At 51.7% G+C, this 16,591-nt stretch carries 13 protein-coding genes; 1 reads left to right on the top strand and 12 read right to left on the bottom strand.

The window, feature by feature from the left end:
- Positions 1-154 precede the first annotated feature (154 nt).
- Positions 155-1,228 (top strand): calcium/proton exchanger, encoded by a 1,074-nt coding sequence (cax, locus tag CHH67_RS01930; RefSeq protein WP_095263323.1) that lies wholly within the window; start codon positions 155-157, stop codon positions 1,226-1,228.
- Positions 1,229-1,344: 116 nt separating this feature from the next.
- Here cax and CHH67_RS01925 read toward each other — a convergent pair whose 3' ends face one another.
- The 12 genes from CHH67_RS01925 to CHH67_RS01870 all read right to left on the bottom strand — a co-directional run bounded on the left by CHH67_RS01925 (position 1,345) and on the right by CHH67_RS01870 (position 16,556).
- Entirely contained in the window at positions 1,345-2,367 is a 1,023-nt protein-coding gene (locus tag CHH67_RS01925; protein WP_095263287.1) for a Gfo/Idh/MocA family protein, read from the bottom strand.
- A 6-nt stretch (positions 2,368-2,373) separates the two neighbouring features.
- On the bottom strand, positions 2,374-3,282 hold the full coding sequence (locus tag CHH67_RS01920; protein WP_095263286.1) for a sugar phosphate isomerase/epimerase family protein: 909 nt from the start codon (positions 3,280-3,282) through the stop codon (positions 2,374-2,376).
- Positions 3,279-4,202, bottom strand: a complete 924-nt coding sequence (locus CHH67_RS01915) for an NAD(P)-dependent oxidoreductase (protein WP_095263285.1) — start codon at positions 4,200-4,202, stop codon at positions 3,279-3,281. The genes CHH67_RS01920 and CHH67_RS01915 overlap by 4 nt, the downstream gene beginning before the upstream one ends.
- A gap of 95 nt (positions 4,203-4,297) precedes the next feature.
- On the bottom strand, positions 4,298-6,352 hold the full coding sequence (locus CHH67_RS01910; RefSeq protein WP_095263284.1) for an alpha-amylase family protein: 2,055 nt from the start codon (positions 6,350-6,352) through the stop codon (positions 4,298-4,300).
- Between the two features lie 33 nt (positions 6,353-6,385).
- Positions 6,386-8,386, bottom strand: a complete 2,001-nt coding sequence (locus CHH67_RS01905; protein WP_095263283.1) for an alpha-amylase family protein — start codon at positions 8,384-8,386, stop codon at positions 6,386-6,388.
- A gap of 34 nt (positions 8,387-8,420) precedes the next feature.
- The gene (locus tag CHH67_RS01900) at positions 8,421-10,058 is read right to left on the bottom strand and encodes a response regulator transcription factor (protein WP_095263282.1); all 1,638 of its coding nucleotides are present in this window, start codon (positions 10,056-10,058) and stop codon (positions 8,421-8,423) included.
- Positions 10,055-11,818 (bottom strand): sensor histidine kinase, encoded by a 1,764-nt coding sequence (locus tag CHH67_RS01895; RefSeq protein ID WP_095263281.1) that lies wholly within the window; start codon positions 11,816-11,818, stop codon positions 10,055-10,057. Before CHH67_RS01895 ends, CHH67_RS01900 begins: the two co-directional genes overlap by 4 nt.
- Positions 11,819-11,886: 68 nt before the next feature.
- On the bottom strand, positions 11,887-12,765 hold the full coding sequence (locus CHH67_RS01890; protein ID WP_095263280.1) for a carbohydrate ABC transporter permease: 879 nt from the start codon (positions 12,763-12,765) through the stop codon (positions 11,887-11,889).
- Positions 12,766-12,819: 54 nt separating this feature from the next.
- On the bottom strand, positions 12,820-13,773 hold the full coding sequence (locus CHH67_RS01885; RefSeq protein ID WP_095263279.1) for an ABC transporter permease: 954 nt from the start codon (positions 13,771-13,773) through the stop codon (positions 12,820-12,822).
- A gap of 35 nt (positions 13,774-13,808) precedes the next feature.
- Complete coding sequence (locus tag CHH67_RS01880; RefSeq protein ID WP_176475455.1) at positions 13,809-15,542, bottom strand: extracellular solute-binding protein; 1,734 nt, start codon at positions 15,540-15,542, stop codon at positions 13,809-13,811.
- A 195-nt stretch (positions 15,543-15,737) separates the two neighbouring features.
- Positions 15,738-16,028, bottom strand: coding sequence for an Fpa/YlaN family protein (locus tag CHH67_RS01875; RefSeq protein WP_095263277.1), 291 nt, complete (start codon positions 16,026-16,028; stop codon positions 15,738-15,740).
- A 282-nt stretch (positions 16,029-16,310) separates the two neighbouring features.
- The gene (locus CHH67_RS01870) at positions 16,311-16,556 is read right to left on the bottom strand and encodes an HPr family phosphocarrier protein (RefSeq protein WP_095263276.1); all 246 of its coding nucleotides are present in this window, start codon (positions 16,554-16,556) and stop codon (positions 16,311-16,313) included.
- Positions 16,557-16,591 lie beyond the last annotated feature (35 nt).

Raw genomic sequence — 16,591 nt, 5'->3', positions numbered from 1 at the left:
AGGCCCAAAAAGCAAATGCCAAGCGCAGATGAATCATTAATTTTTCGAAAAAAATGGGTATATTACATGAAGGATATGGTACCGAACGACATCTTCCTCCAGCGAAGCTTAGACAAATTACTACAAAACCATCGGATTCGGGGTGCATACGATGATAAAAAAGCGGTTGAAGCCGATCTTGCTCATCCTGACCTTCCTGCTGAGCGCGGCCGGACACTTTGCCGGCTGGAACACAACCGTTCAATTTCTGCTGTCCGCGATTGCGGTCATCTTTGTAGCCGGGTTTCTCGGCCGGGCGACCGAGAGCGTAGCCCACTACGCCGGACAGCGCCTGGGCGGCTTTCTGAACGCCACCTTCGGCAACGCAGCAGAGCTGATCATTGCGATCCTGCTGATTAGAGAAGGGCTGTACGACATGGTCAAAGCGAGCATCACCGGCTCCATCATCGGCAATCTGCTGCTGGTGCTCGGGCTGAGCCTGTTCATGGGCGGGCTGAAATTTAAAATCCAGAGATACAACGCCACGCTGGCAAGCCTTAACGGCTCCCTGATGACGCTGTCCATCATCGCCTTGTTTATCCCGGCTGTGTTTCTGAACACCCATTCCATCACAACCGAAGGCATCAAGATGCTCAGTCTGATTGTCGCCGGCATATTGATTGTCGCTTACTTAGCGTGGCTCGTGTTCTCCATGATTACACATAAGGAATACTTGGCAGATGTCAGCGACAGCAACGATGAAGATGCGCTTGCGCATGAGCATGAGCCGGCCTGGTCCAAAAAGCGCTCGATCGTTTATCTCGTCATTGCAACAGTGATGGTCGCCTTTGTCAGTGAATGGCTTGTCGGGGTGCTGGAGCCGATTAGCCATCAATACGGTCTCAGCGAGCTGTTTGTGGGCGCCTTCCTCGTTGCCATCATCGGCAATGCCGCCGAGCATAGCGCAGCGATCATGCTGGCGATGAAGAACAAAATCGGAGCGGCCGTTGAGATCGCCGTCGGCAGCAGTCTGCAAATCGCCCTGTTTGTAGCCCCTGTGCTTGTGTTTATCAGCTTCTTCCTCGGCAATACGATGGATATCGTATTTACGACCCTGGAGCTGTTAGCGATCGGCGTAGCCGTGTTTATCGCCCGCTCCATTACGCAGGACGGCGATTCCAACTGGTATGAGGGACTGCTGCTTCTAGCGGTTTATATTATTTTGGGTGTTTCTTTCTTTCTCGTCTAAAAGGAACAAGCGACTGGCCACGGGCACCTTGTTAGGGCCTGCCAGTCGCTTTCGTTTTTAGTCTTTCGCTTCACAAGCTAACGATCAGCAACAATGGATGATCCCGTCCCGGCGGCCTACATACAGCTTAGTTCAGGCAGCCATACCTTCGCCTGCCGCTTTGCGCTTTCGACAGCGCCCAGCGTCATCGCCAAGCTGTGAATATTGTGACTGATATCCGTTTCCGAGCGTTTGCCGGACTTCAATGAATCAAACATCTCGTCAAGACATGCCTCTCTTCGTTCTGGCCCATACCACGAACCCTGCCTCCCGGCAGCCGAGGCTGATTCCAATGCATCCGCTCCTTCATACACTGGCTCATGATCGCCGTCCCACAGCATCGTTCCCTTGGGTCCGACAAGCCGCCATGCTCCCTCCCAGGAGGTGGAATGCCCTACCGCGCTCCAGCTTCCGTTGTATGAAAATACCGCTCCGCAGCTGAACTCGAATATGCAGACAGCTGACGAATTACCCTGATACCAGGAGCCGTCCGGATTAAATTCGTGACAATACACGGCCATGGGATCCGACCCGATTAAATATCTTGCTGCATCAAACGTGTGGATCGCCATATCAATGAGCAGAGGGTGTGCCATCATTTCCCGAAAGCCGCCAAATCGCGGACCGAGAAAAAAATCGGCTGTCACAAAGCCCGGAGGACCGATCCGGCCGGTGTCAAGCTCCGCCTTCAAAGCTCTGATCTCCTTGGTATAGCGTCGATTTTGCATCACTGCACAGCTTCGTCCAGTACGATCCGACACGTTGATCAAACGAACGGCATCTTCCATGGAAAGTGCCATCGGCTTCTCCATCATCACGTTCGCGCCATGCTCCATTGCCGTAATGGCATTGGCGGCATGCGCTTCCGGGATGGAAGTGTCCAGCAGCAGATCGACTCCCTCGGAAGCAACTGCTTCGGCCACCGCTTCATACACCGGCAGCTTCAGGCCGAAGCGCTGCATAGCCTCAAGGGCCTTCTCCGGCTGAACATCCACGAGGGCAACGAGGTCCACATCGTTTCGCTTCAGCGCGTATTCCAGCCAGCGTGTCCCCATGCTGCCGCATCCGGCCAATACCGTCTTGTATTTCAAACGCCTCACTCCCCGCTACAGCTTTCCGCTGCCGTATGAAATCCGTGGATTCGTGACATATTCACCGCCCCGGCATCGTTTCAAATATTGAAGCGAGCTTACCTGCGCGCTCATCTCCAGCTCGTCCTTGAAGACCGGGTCATGCCTGCCTTCGATGTCGATGCTGCCTTCATAGCCTTGTTGCATCAGTATCGTCACTACATCCGTCCAGTTCGTATCCCCGAAGCCAGGCGTCCGGTGCCACACAAACGGATGAGGACCATGGATGCCATGCTCCCGAATGACATCCCATGCGATGGTGGCATCCTTGCCGTGTACATGAAAAATCTTGGATGCCCATCTCCTTAGCTGGGCAATCGGATCGATCAGGCTGACCATCTGATGGCACGGCTCCCACTGCAGTCCCAGGTTGTCATTCGGCAGCGCGTCAAACATAAGCTCCCATGCAGTCGGGTTGTGGGCGATGTTCCAGTCGCCCTTGTCCCATGTGCCGTGCATATCGCAGTTTTCAAAGGCCAAGCGGACTCCGCGATCCTCTGCCCTGCGGGCAAGCTCGCCGAATACCTGCTTGAACTTCGGCAAAGAAGCCGGGATCGGTTCGTCCGGAATCCGTCCTGTAAATCCGGATACCACGTCGCAGCCGAATGCGGCGGCATGGTCGATCGCGCGCTCCCAGCTTGCCAAGGTGTCGGCATTATCGCCGGTACCGGTTAGGGGATTGCCAAAAACCGTCAGGCTGGACACAACAGCTCCGCTGCCGCCCAGCAGCTCGCGAACTCGCTTGGCTTGCTCTTTAAGATCGATGTCGCCTGTCGTCTGCCAGTAAGTGATGCCAAAGCTTTCAAAGCCATGATCCAGGTAATAGGGAATAACTTCCTCCGCGTAGACACCCTTGATTAGGGCACCTATCTTTAAGTGCCTCATGGATGATAACGCCCTCCTTCGCCCCCTTGTGCACCTTCATTCTTATCCCAAGCCAGATAAAGCGCATGCGTTCCCTTCTCGGTTAACCCGGCTTCAGCGATCCGGGCATATAACTGACGAGCCAGCGATAGGCCTGGAAGCTCAATCTTCATGTCATCCGCCACCTGCAGCGCAATTTCCATGTCCTTGATGAAATGCTTCACATAAAAGCCAGGCTCGAAGTCTCCCTCGATGATCCTAGGGGCAAGGTTGCTCAAAGACCAGCTCCCGGCAGCGCCTGTCTCAATGCTGCTCAGCACCTTTTTCAGATCCAGACCCGCCTCCGCAGCATACACAAGCGCTTCGCATACCCCAACCATATTGGAAGCTATGGCGATCTGATTCACCATCTTCGTGTGTTGACCGGCTCCAGGACCTCCCTGCAGTACGATGCGGTTGCCCATCTGTTCAAAGATCGGGAGGACGGTGTTGAACGCTTGGTCATCTCCTCCCACCATGATGGATAGCGTCCCATTCCTTGCCCCAACATCTCCCCCTGATACAGGGGCATCCAACGCATGCAGCCCCTTTAAGCAGGCCGATTCATAAATTTGCTTGGCCAGAAGCGGGCTTGATGTTGTCATATCGATGAGGTATGTCCCTGGCCGTGCATGATCAATCACTCTGTCCTCACCCAGATAAAGAGCTCTAACATCACTTGGATAACCCACCATCGTGATCACGACGTCGCATTCGGCAGCCAGCTCTCCCGGGGAGGCCTTCCATTCCATCCCCAGATCAAGCAGCTCCTGTGCTTTCGCTTTGGTCCGTGTATAAATGGAAAGCTTGTATCCTCCCTGCTGTAAATGCTTGGCCATGCTGCTTCCCATAACGCCCGTTCCGATAAAACCGATTCTTGCGTTGTCCAATTGTACAGTCATTCTTCTGTTCCCCTCTCCTGCCATATATAGAATCTGATCTTGGTTTCCAGGATTATCCGCCTCTATCTAAGGTGCCCCTGCTATTCGAACGATTGTCAGCGTGCCTGCTCGGGTTCCTTATGCCCGCAGGTGATTTTCACAGCTTCCCAAACTTGAACCTGCGGCACGGTAAACCGCAGCTCAGCGCCGTCTGTCGTAAAGGGAAGCTTCCCGTTCTCCAGCAGGCCATTCACTTCCGCGATCCCGCCTGTTAACGAGAGAGGAAGCCTCACCTCAAGATGATGAAGCGGAACCGGCTGGGCTAGCGGTCTTCTTCCCGTTCCGTTGACAAAATGAAGCAGGAAGCCGTTCCGGTTGCGGTATATTGTAGCCTGAAGTCCGGCATTCGGCGCAACGCGCAGCAGCCGTTCCCCCCGGTTACTTAAATCGATCAGATTGTCCAGCAGCTGATAATGCTCTCCTAGTTTAAATTCATCAATTAATTCACTGAGCGAAAACGTTAGGAACAGCACACTCCCCAGACCCTTCTCATGCCTTACCACGAGTGGAATATCGGTTCTGGGCACGGATAGAGAGGCTCTCTCCGGCGGAGCTCCGACACTTTCCAGCGGAGAAAACGGCGGCACCAGCGTGGCCAGAACGTGAGCGTCAGGGGATGGCTTGCAGTAAACAACATGCCCCCTATGGGGAATCAGCTGTGTATCCTCCATCCCCTTCTGCAGCGGATTTGCGGTTCCTTCGAACCGCAGGTAGCTTGCCGTCAAATGCTCGCTGACCGTCATGGCAGGCTCAATGCCAAGCAGGTCGGCAAGCTCCTTCCTGAACGGGCCGCTGCTTAATCTCCCCTCCACCACGAGGTTTCCGCCTTGCTCTACATATGCCCGCCACGAGGACAGTTCCCTCTGGCCGATCGGATACAATTCCGGAACGATTACAGTGCGATACCGTTTCAACGTCACCAGGCCGGCTTCTTCCTGCGGCAGGATGTCAAACGGAATTTGGCGGCTGACAAGCCCGTCCGCCCAGCCCCCTACCGACCTGCCTGAATGCCATAGCAGGGCTGTCTCCGCCAGAGCTTCTACTTCATGCATCTCTTCTGCCAACTTCTCTTCCCGGGAGTTATGAGCCTTTACCGTTCTCAGAATACGCTTATCCGTAATCGTGTCAGGAATTCCGGTCAACGAATGCCAAATCTGGCCCCCATATGCCGGAATTTGTGCCAACCAGAACGCGTATTCAGCCGGCGGCATCCCGGTATGCCTCCAATCCATCCCGGGGCAGGAATGAACAATGCCGAGCGGCGGAGCGGCGAGTGCCTTGCCCCGGCCCAGCTTAATGCTCAGCGCAGGCTTCCAAAATTCCGGGATATGGCGATACCCGCGAGAAAGGACATTTTGCGGCTCTGTGCATAGCAGATCGCTTCCGGCCTTCCGATCCTCTAAGCTTTCATGAAACAGATTATAATACCCGAGTACCGGCACCTCCTTCCGGATCTCCTTGATCGTGCCGTTCAGCAGCTCCATATTGTGGCGAAGACATATCGAGCCCCAGGTTCGGTCCAGCTCGGCTTGATTCTCCGGCATCGGATATCCGTACAGCTCCTGGTATTTGTCCTGGCAATTTCCGCACAAGCAAGGAATCGTACCCGGATTATTGAAAAAAACGCCGTCGATATCATATTGATTCAGCGTTTCCCGCAGTACCGGCACAGCCAGCGCTTCGTTGCGATATCCGGTATTGATGCAGGTGGACATCAATAGCGACCAATTCCCCGGCCGCTTGGCTCCGATGATCTCCGGTTCTCCGTCCTTGCTTCGCACAAACCACTCTGGCCGATGCTGATATACGAAGTCATCCGCCTTGCTGAAATCGTATCTTGCCACAAACCGCAAGCCCTCCCGATGAAAGCACTCAATCATCTCCTGCAGCAGATCCCCCTGATCCGGCAGAAATTCATTCACGTGGTGAAACGGAACCTCGCTCCTGTACCAGGCGTATATCCCGCCCACATTAAAAACAACCGTATTGGCACACATCTCTTTCAGTTGTTTGGCCAGCCGCTCAGGGTCAATCCGCGCCGTGTCCTTCACCTGCATGTTGGGCTGGATGATGCGAAGCGGCTGATGCCACCACCATTCGTTAGCGGACATGAATAAGTTCCTCCTTTTTGTGACAACTGTGCCCTACGTGTTACCCTGCAGATGATAGGCGGCATAGACCCCAAGCTTGGGAATCTTGAGGGCGATCAAGTTTTCGTCCCTTTGAAGCTCAGCCGTCTGACCATCAACCAAAGCTTCCACATGGTCAACCTGGCCGATTCCTCGCAATTGAATCTCAATATCATGCATATCAATCGGCGCTTCATAGGTCGATCCATTAAAGCCCGATAAATTCAACAATTGCAGCATATAGGATTCATCCGGCAACCGGTGGAGGTTGATCTCCACGCTGGGATGAGCTCTGGCGCGCAGTGTCGCAGTTCCGTTCAACAAGTGTCGTATCGCCCCGCATACGATATATTTATGGTCCGCAAAACCGTGGTCATGGTACAAACGGCCAACGTTCCAGCCCATGTACGCCCCCATCCCCTTGCTATCCGTTGTATTCCCGAATAGAACGAGACCATAGCGGTCCGTAAGCTCATGCCCGTACGCCCGCTCCGGCGGTCCGAAGCTGGATGGCGCCATATAGGGGAGTTTTGCGGATGCCTGGCTTCCGGGGTGAAGGACTGCAAAAGGACCTTGGACGATAACCCACTGCTTTCGCTCAAGCTCAGGGTACATGGCCTTATCATCCACGACCATATAGGAGGCCGTCGTGTCGGCGATGATCGTATCCACCGAAGTCCCGAACAGGCGCGAAAGCGCGGTCGTTTGAGCGGACAAGGCCGCTCCCGTTGCCAGAATATGCTTGCCGCCATCCCTTGCTTCCAGCAGAACATCCAGCTCCTCCGCTGTCGTCCTTGTGATTCCCGGCAGCACCACCACCCTGGCCCTGCTTCTGCGGAGCTGCTCCAATCGATTCTGTGAGATCACATCAAAGAGGATATGGGACTCCTTCAGCATCTTGAATAGTCCCAGGTATTCTGTATATGAATCCCGCTCGGAGGCCGGCGGCTTCACGAGCACAACGTCAGCCATGGAGGAGAAGCTGCCAAACAGATGCTCGTGCTTCTTGTGAAACCGAAAAACCTTCGCGACGCTATCCATATTGTCCATGTCCGGATAATCTTCGAAAACACCGATAATGCAAAAATCCAGCCCCGAACCATTCACCAAATTTTCGTACAGCCTAATCTCGGTTTCATATCGCGATACCCCTGTGAACCTGTAGGTCAGGTCGATGGCGTTAATGGAGCAGTTGCTTGACAGCTTGTCATCATAGCTGCCGGAAATCGGCATCACGTTCTCCGCAGCCGAATACAACCATTTCGAAGAAGCGCGATTTAATGCGGTAGCCGACTCATGCCTAACGATATCCACCTTATGTGGATGATAGGTACTGATCGCTGTCTGCGGATTCAACGCCTTGATATGATCGTGGATGGTATCCAGCATTTCCATTGCGGTGATCTCTTGGAATTCGCGATACTTCCTGTACACGAAGTCATCTTGCTGCTCTGGCTCCGGAAGCTGAAGACCATACATTTCCCGAAAACGCGTCCTGCAGTTGTCGCAATAACAGATGCCGTAATGATTCCCGCTGTAATCCCAGTTTTGATAACCAAACATATTAAAGAATACGCCGTCCACATCATAGCTGCTTAACACTTCTGTCAAAATATCAAGGGAATAACGCTGCTGATAGCCCCCGTTCAGACAGGTGTGAACGATGCCGTAATAGTTCACCTCCCGTCCTTCCCTAGTACGGTAGAACCATTCCGGTCTCTGCCTGAACACCGACTCATGCGCCTTGCTGAAGTCGAACCGGGCAATGAAGCGAATCCCGTTCGCGTGAGCTTTGGCTATCGCTTCGCCTAGCAGATCCTTTTTCAAGTAGGGAGTTACATAATGATAGCGAAGTCGGGACGGATAGAAGGCAAATATGCCGCCTGCATTCATCATCAGTACATTGGCTTCCAGTTGCTTAAGCTGATGGATGAGCGCATCAACGTCCATATTCGCGTCGACTTCACGCAGATTATTCTGGATCAGCCTGAGCCTGTTGCTGCTCCACCATGTCATATAACAGCCACTCCTTTCTTGTTGACTTGTTGGCCTATCTTTTACCGCTTTGGCCCTGGCGGAATTGCTGCGGGGTAACGCCGTAGTAATTTTTGAACAGCTTGATAAAGTAATGCGCCGTTTGGTAGCCTGTCTGTTCGGCCACCTCGTATATTTTGGAATCCGTCTTTCGCAGAAGGACAGCGGCATGCTCCATCCGTCGTTTCAGCAAGTAATCGCTTAGCGTCTGCCCTGTTTCCGATTTATACACTTTAGAGAGATAGGCCGGGTGAAACCCAAGCTCCTCTGCAATAAGCGGCAGAGATAAGTCCTCGTTCAAGTGACGCTCAATATATTGCTGGATGCGCTGGGCAAGAGAAAGTGTCGTGCTTCTGTATCCCGGCTTCTGTTCTTCGGCTAGCTCTGCTATGCACTGAAGCGACTTGAAAGCCCAGTCGCGAAAGCTCCGCAAATCCCAGGTCGTATGCTTCTCCAGCATCGAGGCATATAAAGGGCCGATCATATCGACCAGCTGCTTGCCTTCCTTATGCGAGACAAACTGGAAGGAACCAGCGATGACAAAAAATGCTTCCTGGGCATATTCTGGCGAATCCGTCCATTTATGTTCAAGCTCGGCAAAAATATCCCGAAGCTTCTCGTACGCTTCTTCCCAGCGCCCGATCTCCATCAGATTGGAGAGGGATGGCGGCTGGTATAGGGAATCAATCAGTCCCGACAGCTTCGGCTGCGGAAGTTCACTGATGATAGCGAACAGGCCAGCCACTTTATCCTCCCGGTTGCGGAACAACAGACGGCTTTTGTGAGAGGCCTCGTTCAGTTCATCGGGGAAAGCTACCGGGCTGCTTACAATCCCTACCGAGATCATGTGTTTCAGATACCGATAGACGCTGCGCTGAAATTCCTTGGCCCTGCGCTCCAGTCTGTCTGCGGCGTGCAGCCCTTTATTCTCCCTCGGCTTGAGCACAAATGCGATGATCCGATCATTCATGGCCGTATACCAGACATCAAATGAATCCTGCAGCAGTTCTTCTCCGATATTGCCGACTGCGTAACTGATCAATGCCTTGTCATGCCCGTTGTAGCCCGACAGGTCATCCTCGAGCTGGATGGCAAAAAACAACACCTCATCTCCGGCGGTAAACGGAAGCTCAAGGGCCTGCAACCGCCGCTCCAGGTCACGTCGCAGAATCGCCTTGCCTTCGATAAGATCCCGAAGGAACGCTTCCCTGATCAGGGGGGTATGCACCCGCATTGCGTGAACTGCTTGCTGGTACATCTGGGTCCGATTCGCCTCCGTCATAATCTCACCGTGAAGCTTGTGCAGCGTATCCAGCAGCTCAGAATCTTTGACCGGCTTCATGAGGTATTTCGAAGCATGTAATTCCATCGCCCGCTGGGCATACTCGAACTCGGCGTAACCGGAAAGCAGCACGCATTTTACCTGTCTGGAGCTCTCCCTTATCCGGCTGATCAGTTCAATCCCGCTCATCTCCGGCATCCGAATATCCGTAATGACAATGTCAACCCGGTGGGCAGCAAAACACTCGAGCGCCTCCTTCGCGGAATATGCTTTATAAACCGCTCCTATAAACGGAAGCCCTGACTCCGTCACAATATGGGCGATTCCGTCGGCCTGATGCGGGTGATCATCTACGATAAGCAGCGATATCATTCTGATCCCTCCGAATGCTTGTGCTTGTTAAGCGATTTCTCTTCTTGAACACGGAAGCGGAGCACTACCTTCAATCCTCCCAGTTCGGAGGGGGCAAAGCTAAGACCATTCCCGTCCTCGTTATACAGCAGCAGACGCTGGTGAATGTTCCACAGGCCGCATCCCATGTTCTCATCCATCGTACGGTTCATCCTGCTCCGAAGATGCTCAAGATCCTCGGCTCTGATTCCTCCCCCGTTATCCTCCACGGTGATAACCGCATGTGTCTCTTCCATGCGGCCGGTTACGCGTATGAGCCCATCGTTGAGCGAATTCTCGATGCCGTGCACAATCGCGTTTTCCACAACCGGCTGAATAATGAGCCTTGGAATGGACCAACACCGAAGATGTCTAGGCACATCGATGTCATAGTCCAACCTTGGAATCTGCATCCTGTGAATTTCCAGATAGCTTTGAATCAACTCAAGTTCTTCATCAAGGCGGGTTGTTGTCATTTCGGTACGGGTCGTATACCGGTAATACTGGCTGAGATGCTGGGTAAAAGCGATGACTGCCTCCCGGTTCCCCATCTGGGTCATGCTCTGAATAAAGGCAAAGTTGTTATACAAAAAGTGCGGATTGATCTGGGACTGCAGTTGCTTCAGCGTAGCGTCCCTAATTCTGAGCTGGCTGACATACACCTTCTCGATCAGCTCCTGCGTCTCCTCACTCATGCGGTTGAACTCGGAGAATAGATAATGAAATTCACTCTGCCCGTTCACCGGAAGCCGAAAAGCATAATTCCCCTGCTTCAGTCTGCGTACCCCCTTAATCAGCTGCAGCATCGGCCGCTGCACGCTGCGGTATATAATGACCGCGAAACCAATGCCGATGAGCAGCAGCAACGCCATCATGAAGTAGAACCACATCAAGCTTTGATTCAAGGAGGCGATAACTGTCTTGAGCGGGACGAAGTCAACTAGATACCATCCCGGCCATGTGGATTCCGTATAATTCATCAGATACTTTTGCCCGCCAGACCTTACAATTTCGTAGCCGTTGCCTTCAAATGGATAATCGCTGAGCAAACCCTGGAGATGATCCGTCCCTTCGAAATCGGCAAGATGGCGGGTAATGCCTCCGTAGTCCGGATGGTAAAACATCGGTTCCCCGGACCTGCCCGCAGCAAATTGCTCCATCATTTGCGCAATGTTACTGGCAGGGATGGCCGCCTCCAGGATCAGGCTCAGCTCCTCCGGATGATCATCGAGCGTGAACGGTTTGGTCATATGGCGCACAAAATAATATTGCTGGCCAGCACCCGAATCGAGCTTGACATATGACCAATTCGTATAAAAATGCTCACTAAAGTAAGCGTTATCAAATTGCCGGTTCGAATCGGTAGTAATATACATGCCAGTGACGGGGGAAAAAAGGGTAAGCTCATATTGCCAACTGTACGATGTGCTCTGCAGCCGCAGGTGATGCTCCAGCGCCTCGATCGTTTTAAACGTATCGTAGCCCGGTTTTGTAATCGAAGGATGCTGCAGCATTAACGCATTCGGATCGGACATCGTAATATAAGCCGATTTCCACAGCTGCTCACTAATCATATCGAGCTGCTCCGTCAGAAAGTTCTGTTGGTTCAGCGTGAGCTGAATCAACTCCTGTTGAATAATGCTCATACTAACCCGATTGGAATAGGTGTAAATCAGGATGACCGGTACCAGCAGGATCGACAGCAGGACAATGATTTTCTGAAAGGTATTCAGCCGCTTCATATTCGCCTCCGCTCTTCAAAGGATGTCTCAATGTCAGTTTACATGAAATCAATGAAGAACGGTCTGTTTTAACCTTTTACCGAGCCCAGCACAATTCCTTTAACAAAATATTTTTGCAAGAACGGGTACACCAGCAAGATAGGCAGTGCTCCGATAAAGATTTGAGATGATTTGACAGTTCTGTTCGAAATCTGATGAAGTGCTGCCAAATCGACACCAACCTCCGAGAAGTTCTCCTTGACCACAATCGTATGAAGAAATGAAGCCAACGGATAATCCTCAACCTTGGTCATATACAGAATGCCGTCAAACCAGGAATTCCAGTGCACGACCATCGTAAAGAGCATAATGGTGGCCACAGAGGGCATCGAAACCGGTATGAAGATGGAGAACAGCGTCCGGAAATGTCCCGCACCGTCCATCAGTGGAGCCTCCTCCAGCTCCTGCGGCAAATTCCTGAAGAAATTGAGCATCAGAATCATATTCCATACATTGACAGCCGAAGGAATCACCAAGGCCCAGATCGAGTCCATCAGACCAGTGCCGCTCACCACCAGATAGGTGGGGATCAGCCCGCCATGAAATAGCATGATGATGATAAAGTACCAGGAGTAGATGTTTCTGCCGCGGAACCGATGCTGCTCCTTTGACAGCGAATAAGCGGCCATCATCGTCACGATCAGGGATAGCACTGTACCTAGCACCGTCCGCTGCACCCCGATCAACAGCGCCCGAATGAAGTTATTGTTGCCGAGGGTTTCCTTGTATGCGGCTGTAGTGAAGTCAATGGGAATAAAATTGACGATATTGGCCGTAGCCGCATCCCGGGAGCTGAACGACACCGCGAGAATATGAATTAACGGTAAAATACAGGCAAGACTGAGCAGAGCGATACATGTATAATTGAAAAACTGGAACGTCTTATAAGTCTTAGAGTAAAATCGCATTCCACACCTCCTATCCTTAAGAAAAAGCTTCTTGCAAGCGGCCTCTCTACAACCCTAGAATATCCGGTACCCGGCCCATTTGTATGCCAGCCGATAGCTGATCACGATCATGATGAAGCCGATTAACGATTTAAAGAAACCAATGGCCGTTGCGAAGCTGTATTGACTGCCCAGGAGGCCGACCCGGTATACAAATGTGTCAATGATATCTCCTTTGCTGTAGACAAGCGGATTATACAGATTAAAGATCTGATCGAATCCAGCGTCCAGCACCCTGCCCAGCGACAGCGTCGCCACAACGATGAAGATCGGGGCTATGGCGGGCAGAGTAACGTGAAGGACCTGCTGCCAGCGGTTTGCGCCATCGATTTCAGCAGCTTCGTACAGAGATGGGTTCGTGCCTGCAATCGCCGCAAGGAAGATGATCGCCGAGAAACCAAAGTCTTTCCACGCATCGGTCACAATGACTGTAAATCTGAACCAGTCCCCGTTCGAGAGAAATGCAATCGGATCGATTCCCAGCGTGCCGAGGAAACGGTTCACAATCCCGCCGCGGATAGATAGAATATCAACAAATATCCCGCCCAAAATGACCCAGGACAAAAAGTGCGGCAGGTAAACCAGCGTTTGCGCCGTTCGTTTAAACCACTTGATGCGTATCTCATTCAGCAATAGGGCGAAGATAACCGGCACAAACATATTGGTCATTATTTTCGCAAATGCAATGATCAGGGTATTGCGGATAATCTGCATGCTGTCGGGGTATTCGAACAAATACCGAAAATGATCGAGCCCCACCCACGGGGAGCCTCCAAAGCCGAGCCACGGTTTGTAATCCTGAAAAGCGATCACAATGCCCATAATCGGAATGTAATTATAGACAAGAGCAAGGAGGACGGCTGGAAGCAGAAGGACATGAAGGGGCCATGTCTTTTGTAAATACGCCCGCCAGCCTCTCGTAGGGAGACGCAGCGCCTTCTTATCGGTATTGAATACCGGTTCGGTCATACACTCCCCTCCTTCCTTTCATGATTCTGTGGTGGTTACTGCTTGACATTTTCGTACCATTCATTAACTTCCTCTGTCATCTGATCCCCTCCGTTCTTCTTCCATTCCTCGACGAAGGTATCAAAATAATCTACAGGCTCGTCGCCATAAATGATCTTCAAATAGCTCTCCGTCATCAGCTTGATCAGCAGCTCGCCTTTGGAGACCATCGTTTTGGTAGGCGGACCGTTGAAATAGTTCACAATCACATTATCGTTCTGGGACACTCGCACAATCCCAGCCTCCAGCATGCGCGGCTTTGCCTTCGATACACTGATCTCCGCCATGTTGTCCGGGTCTGCATCCGGGTCGGAAAGGAATTTCTGGAATGCGCTGTCGCTTTGGAATGGGATGATGCCGTTCATGAACGGTAATGTCAAGTCATAGGTGACGTTGGCGTCGGCTGGGTTCGGCCATTTATCACTTGGTATCCCATGCTCATCAAAATTGCCCCGGTACACGTTCCCTTCATGCAGCACATAATCATAGCCTTCCATCCATCCGTTTCGCAGCGCCTCATCGAAGTATGGATCTTCTTCACCGAAACTTGCGGCATAGATCTTGTTAATATAGCCCATCATGGCGTCAACATTATTGAAGTCCTTGTTGAACACAAGATAATCCCTGACCATCGATTTTTCGGCGCGCGCCTGCTGCCCGCCAGGTCCAGCTGGAAGCGGATACGCCTTAAACCCTTCTACACCTCCAAGCGGGTACCCATCCATCCAGGGAGGTCCGAAAATAATGCCCGCCTCACCGCTCGCAGCGATCTCCCCTGCCTTGGCAGCGTCCTTGATGCCTGCTTCAGGATCGACATAGCCGTTGGACATCCAGTCTCTCATCTGCGCTAGGAAGTCCTTGATTCCAGGCTGGATACCGTTGTATACCAACTGTCCGCTCTCGTCCGGATTCCAATATTCCCATATATATTTGGAAGGCATATGGTTGCCGAAAGCTCCGACCAAACCGTCCGCCGAGGACATCCAGTTATAGGGTCCTTCCTTCAGCGAAACCGCGAGTCCGAGCGTATCATCCTTGCCGTTGCCATCCGGATCATCCTCAGTGAAAGCTCTCAGCACCTCCGTCATCTCATCAATCGTGGTTGGCGCCTCGAGGCCCAGCGCGTTAAGCCAATCCTCTCGGACCCACATCACGGTGCCTTCATCCATCGCAAACATATTCGGAAGGCCGTAGATTTGCCCGTCTCTAGTGACAGGGTATAGCACCTCCGGATATTTCTCATAAATCGCTTTCAGATTATCGGACAAATACTGATCGATGTAATCATTAAGAGGCTGCACCTTTCCGGCCGAGATAAGGTCATTGGCCATCTCTACTTTCGTTGTGAACACATCCGGCAGCTTCTGGTTTCCCGCCATCATCAGTCTCAGCTTCGTCTGGTAATCCTCCAGGTTGGGAACGACAAAGTCAAAGGTAAGGTTAATGCCCATGGAGTCGCTCATCCATCTGGTGTGGAAATTATCCTGGATCGTTTCCCCTTCCTTGAATTCGTTCTCCCCCTGTGCAGACCAGCGTATTCCGGTCGAAACAGTGACCGGCGGATCAAATTTGAAATCTTTGGGGTTTGTGAGCACCGGGCTCTCCCGATCGATGCCCCCCTCTTCCGCAGTGCTGCCCTCCTTCTGCACCTCTCCGCTGCAGCCTGTAATCACCAATAAAAGTGCCAGCACCGTCATTAGCGATTTTCCCTTCCATGAAACCCGATTCATGGACATTCCCTCCTTCATGCTGAATGATGTTGTTTCATGTGTTCATTGTATGGATGATTGGAAGCGCTTTAAATACAACAGTTTTTAGTTTATATCAATAATTTAAGCTGTGAATCCAAGCTGAACATAAAAAGGCCATCCCCGGCAGATCGGGGATAGCCTTATTTCTATGTATGCCGCCTGTACGAGGACAGGCTATTCGGCTTGTTGATTCATGGCTTCGTACAGGAGCGCCAGATTGCGTTCCAACTTGCTGATCAGCTGTTTTCCCGTACTCTCCGGCAGAAGGCCCGCACGAACGGCAAAGTCAACTTCCTTGGAAAAACCGTACATTTGAGTATCCAGCACTTCCTCATAGAGAGGGCAGTAACGGGTTGCCAGATTCTCCATCTGTACTTCAATGAGCTTTAGAATTTTATCTGCATCTTCATGTAGAAGACTGATCGCTTTAAGATTCAGCTGTTCCTGCAAATCAGATGAAGTCATGATCTTCCCCCCTATGTCAATATCACAACAAGTAACAAGTGATAACTACTATCATTAATATTAGTCGAAATCACAAATCAATACAAGGACTAGATCATAAAAACGTCTATCGGTGTGCGTGCTCCGGAACACCTTATCCTGTTAACAGCAGTTTCTTGCATTATAGACGTCTTCATCGCCGCTGTAAAATTACAATATCTACTATCCTCAAAATCGTATGCTTCATCCGCGTAAAAAAGCACCCCTCATCCCACAAAAGGATGAAGGGCGCCTCTCCAATGTCTATTCAATTACTTTGACGTTCAGGCCGTGCTTATCAAACACTTCCAGCAGCGCCTTCTTCGCTTCTTCTGCATCAGGCCCATGGACATGAAGCTCATAGCTTTGGTTGCTTACCAGTGTCGTGAACAAGCCTAGGATGCTCTTTACATCGATGTACTTGTTCTCGGCCTGCAGAACAATGGAGGATGAAAATTGACTGGCAGTTTGCGAAATTTCGACAACGGCCTCATTGTTCTTATTGGACATACGAATCCCTCCGTAACTTTAGGATCTCTGATTGC

This window comes from Paenibacillus campinasensis (assembly GCF_002272015.1).
Taxonomy (GTDB): domain Bacteria; phylum Bacillota; class Bacilli; order Paenibacillales; family Paenibacillaceae; genus Paenibacillus_AQ; species Paenibacillus_AQ campinasensis.
The sequence above is the reverse complement of the archived record's forward strand: the minus strand, read 5'-3'. Positions and strand labels throughout refer to the sequence as shown.

Coding starts and splice junctions, on each gene's coding strand:
- CHH67_RS01920 (WP_095263286.1), bottom strand. CDS start 3,282: ATGAGGCACTTAAAGATAGGTGCCCTAATCAAGGGTGTCTACGCGGAG.
- CHH67_RS01915 (WP_095263285.1), bottom strand. CDS start 4,202: ATGACTGTACAATTGGACAACGCAAGAATCGGTTTTATCGGAACGGGC.
- CHH67_RS01910 (WP_095263284.1), bottom strand. CDS start 6,352: ATGTCCGCTAACGAATGGTGGTGGCATCAGCCGCTTCGCATCATCCAG.
- CHH67_RS01905 (WP_095263283.1), bottom strand. CDS start 8,386: ATGACATGGTGGAGCAGCAACAGGCTCAGGCTGATCCAGAATAATCTG.
- CHH67_RS01900 (WP_095263282.1), bottom strand. CDS start 10,058: ATGATATCGCTGCTTATCGTAGATGATCACCCGCATCAGGCCGACGGA.
- CHH67_RS01895 (WP_095263281.1), bottom strand. CDS start 11,818: ATGAAGCGGCTGAATACCTTTCAGAAAATCATTGTCCTGCTGTCGATC.
- CHH67_RS01890 (WP_095263280.1), bottom strand. CDS start 12,765: ATGCGATTTTACTCTAAGACTTATAAGACGTTCCAGTTTTTCAATTAT.
- CHH67_RS01885 (WP_095263279.1), bottom strand. CDS start 13,773: ATGACCGAACCGGTATTCAATACCGATAAGAAGGCGCTGCGTCTCCCT.
- CHH67_RS01880 (WP_176475455.1), bottom strand. CDS start 15,542: ATGAATCGGGTTTCATGGAAGGGAAAATCGCTAATGACGGTGCTGGCA.
- CHH67_RS01875 (WP_095263277.1), bottom strand. CDS start 16,028: ATGACTTCATCTGATTTGCAGGAACAGCTGAATCTTAAAGCGATCAGT.
- CHH67_RS01870 (WP_095263276.1), bottom strand. CDS start 16,556: ATGTCCAATAAGAACAATGAGGCCGTTGTCGAAATTTCGCAAACTGCC.